The 4,512-nt window shown below is 41.9% G+C and carries 3 protein-coding genes; all 3 read right to left on the reverse strand.

Annotated elements, in window-relative coordinates; translation table 11 throughout:
- On the reverse strand, positions 1–3,624 hold a 3,624-nt coding region (locus tag E1171_RS06450), incomplete at its 3' end, for a leucine-rich repeat domain-containing protein (RefSeq protein ID WP_187696304.1).
- A 211-nt stretch (positions 3,625–3,835) separates the two neighbouring features.
- Entirely contained in the window at positions 3,836–4,117 is a 282-nt protein-coding gene (locus E1171_RS06455; RefSeq protein ID WP_155205193.1) for a T9SS type A sorting domain-containing protein, read from the reverse strand.
- A 222-nt stretch (positions 4,118–4,339) separates the two neighbouring features.
- The coding region (gene tssD / locus E1171_RS24915) for a type VI secretion system tube protein TssD (protein ID WP_222931418.1) at positions 4,340–4,512 on the reverse strand (173 nt) is incomplete at its 5' end.

Genomic DNA, 4,512 nt, shown 5'->3' on the forward strand with positions numbered 1-4,512 from the left:
CTCTTTTTGAGGGGTAATCGTTCCGCTCCAATTTTCAAGAAGACGGGTCATAAAACGACCATTCCTTAAGGATAATACGTTTTCCGGCAGCCCTGATAAAGTTACCTGTTCTAGTGGATTTCCTTCTGTGTCAACTACCTTGCCTGAAAGGACGTAGGTAACGGGGACTGGAGTCGTGGGAGTAGCCGTAAAGTTTTGCCCGATAAGGTCTTGTTGCAGGCTGTTGATGGGAATGGAAGTAGGAGAAAAACTATATCCTTCTTTTTGAGGGCTGATTGTTCCGTTCCAGTTTTCATCAAGAGTTACCGAATATCTTCCTAACGCATCGGTGGATAGGTTTCCCGGTAGCCCTGATAAAGTTACCTGTGTTATGGGTCTTCTTTCTGTATCAAGTATTTGCCCAGAAAGCGTGTAGGTAACCGGGTCTGCAGTAGCCGTAAAACCTTGCTCAATCAGGTCCTCCTGTAGGTTATTGATGTCTATGGATGCAGGTAAAAAACTATACCCTTCTTTTTGAGGGGTAATTGTTCCGCTCCAGTTTTCCGAAAGGGTAATTGAATAATTTCCCTGAGCATCGGTGGATAGATTTCCTGGCAAACCATTTAAAAGCACCTGTTCTAGGGGATTGCCTTCCGTATCCACTATTTGACCTGAAAAAGTGTAGTATACCCTAGGAAAACCTATAAAATCCTGTCCTTCCAGGTTTTGCTGTAGGTTATTAATGGTAATCAATTGAGGTGAAAAGGTATGTCCCACTTTTTGAGGGACAATCGTACCACTCCAGTTCTCCGGAAGCGTTAGGGAATAATTTCCTTGTTCATCGGTGGATATGTTTTCCGGCAACCCAGTTAAAGTTAACTGTTCTAGCGGACTGCCTTCTGTATCGAGTAACTGACCCGAAAGAGTGAAGGTGGAAGGGGGGGTATAAGTGCCCTCAAAATTCAGTGAGCCCTGATCTGCTTGAAGGTTGCTGATCGTTCGGGAAGTGGGACTAAATACATAGTTGCTTTTCACCGGTGTCAGGGTCCCGTTCCATCCGGCAGGAAGTTCGGCACTGAAGCTACCATTTTCATCGGTAATAACTTCCTGTCCTAGGCCTTGCATACTTACTTCGGCAAGAGGCTGTTGATTGTCTGCCAGTATAGTGCCTGAGATTGTCAGACTACTTTCCAGGATGGTATAAGTCACCTGAATACTTACAGGATTGGAATAATCCTCAAACACTTGATAACTTACTGTAAAACTGCCAAGAGCATCTGGGTCAGAGGGGGTCAGTTGTGCCACCCCATTTTCCAATAAAACCGTGGCATTATTGCCTGGAAATGCGGTATAGGAAAAATTCTCCGCCTGGGTATAGTCATCCGAAACATAGGGTTTAAGGTCCAGGGCAGAAAAAGCGCCTCCTTTCAGCATAAATTGTTCAGGAATAGCCGCTAGCTGTGGATGTTGGTTGTCTGTTTTGCAAATAAGGATAAGGGGATATTCGGTAAGTCCGCCTTCGGTGTCAGTAACCATTAGTGTGAGGTTGACCACTGTGTCTTCCTGGGCAACTACAATTCCGTAAAGGATGGTTTGAAAACTCGAGTTACCGGTTTCAGCCCAAACAAAAGGGCTTACTTCTCCATCTTCATTGGCTTCCTTAAATCCAAAGGTTAAATCTTCTATGGGGTCAACATCATCGGACACAAACTGATTGGGAAGTAAGGAGATAGACCAAATATAAGAGGCATCCCATCCGCTGCAGTCTGGGGAATCCGGATCACAAAGAGGCCCTTCCTCCACCGTTAAATAAAGGTTGGGTATATCGACTTGGGGCTGTCTGTTTTCTTCCGGCAATATGGTGATTAAAACCTCATCAGACCTGGTATTACCATGCTCATCGCTTACAGCTACTGTTACGGTATCAGTACCTGACCAGGAGGCGTCCTTTAATCTAATACTCCGTTTTTCTATATTTTCCGTAAGAGAGGGAAGAGAATCCAGCCAAAGGTGGGGGCTTTCTTCGGGGAGGTTAAAGATCAAATCTTTGTTATAGGTAAAGTCATCTCCTCCTCCAAAAACCAATAACTCAACTGGTAATTCGCTACTGCGGACTGTCATATCCCTGGCCGATAAATTAGGGCTCTTATTTTTTCCCATAACGCGCACATAGTGGCTTTTTAGGGTTAATTCCGGCATATCCTGGTGTGTAATCTGGCAGTAATAAACGCCCCCATCCGTTTGCGGGTTAAAGGAAGGAAATTCTAAATTCTGCCCCTGCCTCACAAAAGAAGGAGCCTCAAGAGACTCTATATAATCAATACGGTACCAATTAAATACTTCTCCTTCTAGTGGGTTATAGTCGTCTACCGTTATAGTTACCTCTTCTCCGGCAGCCGGAGTAAAGGTCCGATAGGTACCTACCGCTTTTTGAGGATGAAGAGTCAAATTACTATTGGTATTTTTCATTCGATTGTAGACTGCCTCCAAATCCGAAAAATTAAAATTATTGTCTTCCAGCTCTAATGTGTGAGGCCTTAAATACATATCAAAAGATTCACTAAAATTATTCCCCGACAGGTATAGCTTTAAGTCAGAATTGTAAAAAGCCCACCTGGAAATATTACCACTCATTTGGTTATCTTTACCGCTTACCGTAGTAAGTTTGGAGTTATTTACAAGGCAGGAAGGGTAAGCCGTTAATAAATTATTATCAAACTTTATGTTTCTTAACACTGGGCAGTGGACTAGGGAAGAAGGAAGCGCGGAGAGCAAGTTATTGGAAACATCGAGATCAGTTAAAGCTTGCATCTGGCCTCCCATACTTTCGGGAAGGGCGGTGAGTTGGTTGTTTTTTAAATTAAGTATTTGTAGGCTTGATAACTCCCCTATTTCATCCGGAAGTTCGGTTACCACCCCTTGCCCCATATCAAGCAGCTCCAGTTTATCCAGGTTTTGGATTTCAGGGGGTAAAATAGGGAAGGAACAGTAATCTAATCTTAAGGAAATAAGATTTCTAAGTTCAAAAATGGAAGGGGGAACTGTTTCTAAAGTTCTATTATAAGTAAAACTCAAACGTTGTAATTTTGATAAAGCAGTTAAATTGGGTAAGCTGGTAAGCTGATTACTTCCCAGGTACAGGAATTCCAAATTAATTAACTGATTTATTTCATCGGGTAGGGTTTCCAAGTAATTGAACCCTAAATAAAGGTCTGTAAGCCCGGTTAAATTGCCAAGATTAGGAGGAAGGTTGCGTAGCCCTAATTGAATTAGATAAAGTTCTTTTAAAGCGCTTAGTTGACTAAGTAATTGGATACTGGAGGATGGAAAGCTTTCTAGTTCGAGCATAAACAGGGCAGGAGGATTTTCAGGGTCTATGTATTGGTCTGCCACATCATCTGCGTCCATTTTTAACTTAATGATTTTTCCTGTAGAAGGATCTAATTGAATGCCTGCCCATTCGGAAAGAGGCTGCTCTGTATTCCAAAAGGTAGGCCAGCTATGGTCTATTAGATCCTGCTGAAAAGCCAGCATCACTAAGGAATCTTGGGGGTCGGCTTTAACTTGGGCCTTGTTTTTATGGGGTTGTAAAAAGGATGCTCCTAAAATTAGGGTATAAAGCAGCAGGTGGTAATTTTTTTTCATAATACATAGATGGTTAAAGGAGAAGGTTTTCCCTTGGCCTAATTTTCTAATTTAGACTTCCATTAGTGCTTTCCTGGTCTAATCGTCTCTCTTCGTCCTACATTAGGCTTGTTCTCACCTTTGTATATTGAAAAACAACGGAGGTTCTTGAACTAATGTGAAAGAGTCCAAGTAATATACTTGGCCTCCTTTAAAGAAATAATTTAAAATTTTATTTTATGGTGATTTTTTTGGTCTCAAAGGTATCTCCTTTGGTCAATTTAAGGATGTAATTGCCCGGGGCCAATCCTTTACCATTGAGCTCAAGCTTATGTTTTCCTGGTCCATAACTTCGCTGGCTGAGCGTTTGGATGCCTTTCCCTTGTGCATTGTATAACGCCAGTGCAACTTCTATCTCTGCTTCAACCTCAAAAGCAATCGTCGAATGATTGGCACCTGGATTTGGATAAATTTCAAAATCAGAAATTTGAAGAGTTGCCCCCTCTACTTCCATACTGCCGATTACAGAAGTGGTATGATTGGTTTAAATATAGGCACCCTAACTCCAGTTGGTTACATGAACCCCTGCCTCAGTTCCTGATAAAGGATCAAATAGGCGAATTTGGAAGGCTTCCTTAGAACCATTACAATAGGCATCCCTAGATTCTTGCTTGTACAAAACTCCAGCATTCTCCTAGCCTGAAAAATTAACCTTAACACTCTTACGAATGTCGGCCTAAGTCATCCAGTTCATCAGGTAAATGGCCTGCTCCTGTTTTTTAAAAACCACATTAAAAATACCCCCTTTTACATTGTTATTGGGCCTTAATTGAAAATCAAAGGGTTGTTGAAATTCCAGATCGTATTCTAAAAGATTAAAGGATAATTCATCTGTAAAAAGCTTCCCTC

The sequence above is a fragment of the Xanthovirga aplysinae genome, from assembly GCF_009711365.1.
GTDB lineage: Bacteria > Bacteroidota > Bacteroidia > Cytophagales > Cyclobacteriaceae > Xanthovirga > Xanthovirga aplysinae.

Bases quoted from the DNA above. Each gene is read 5' to 3' on its own strand.
- E1171_RS06455 (WP_155205193.1), bottom strand. From the start codon at position 4,117: ATGGAAGTAGAGGGGGCAACTCTTCAAATTTCTGATTTTGAAATTTAT.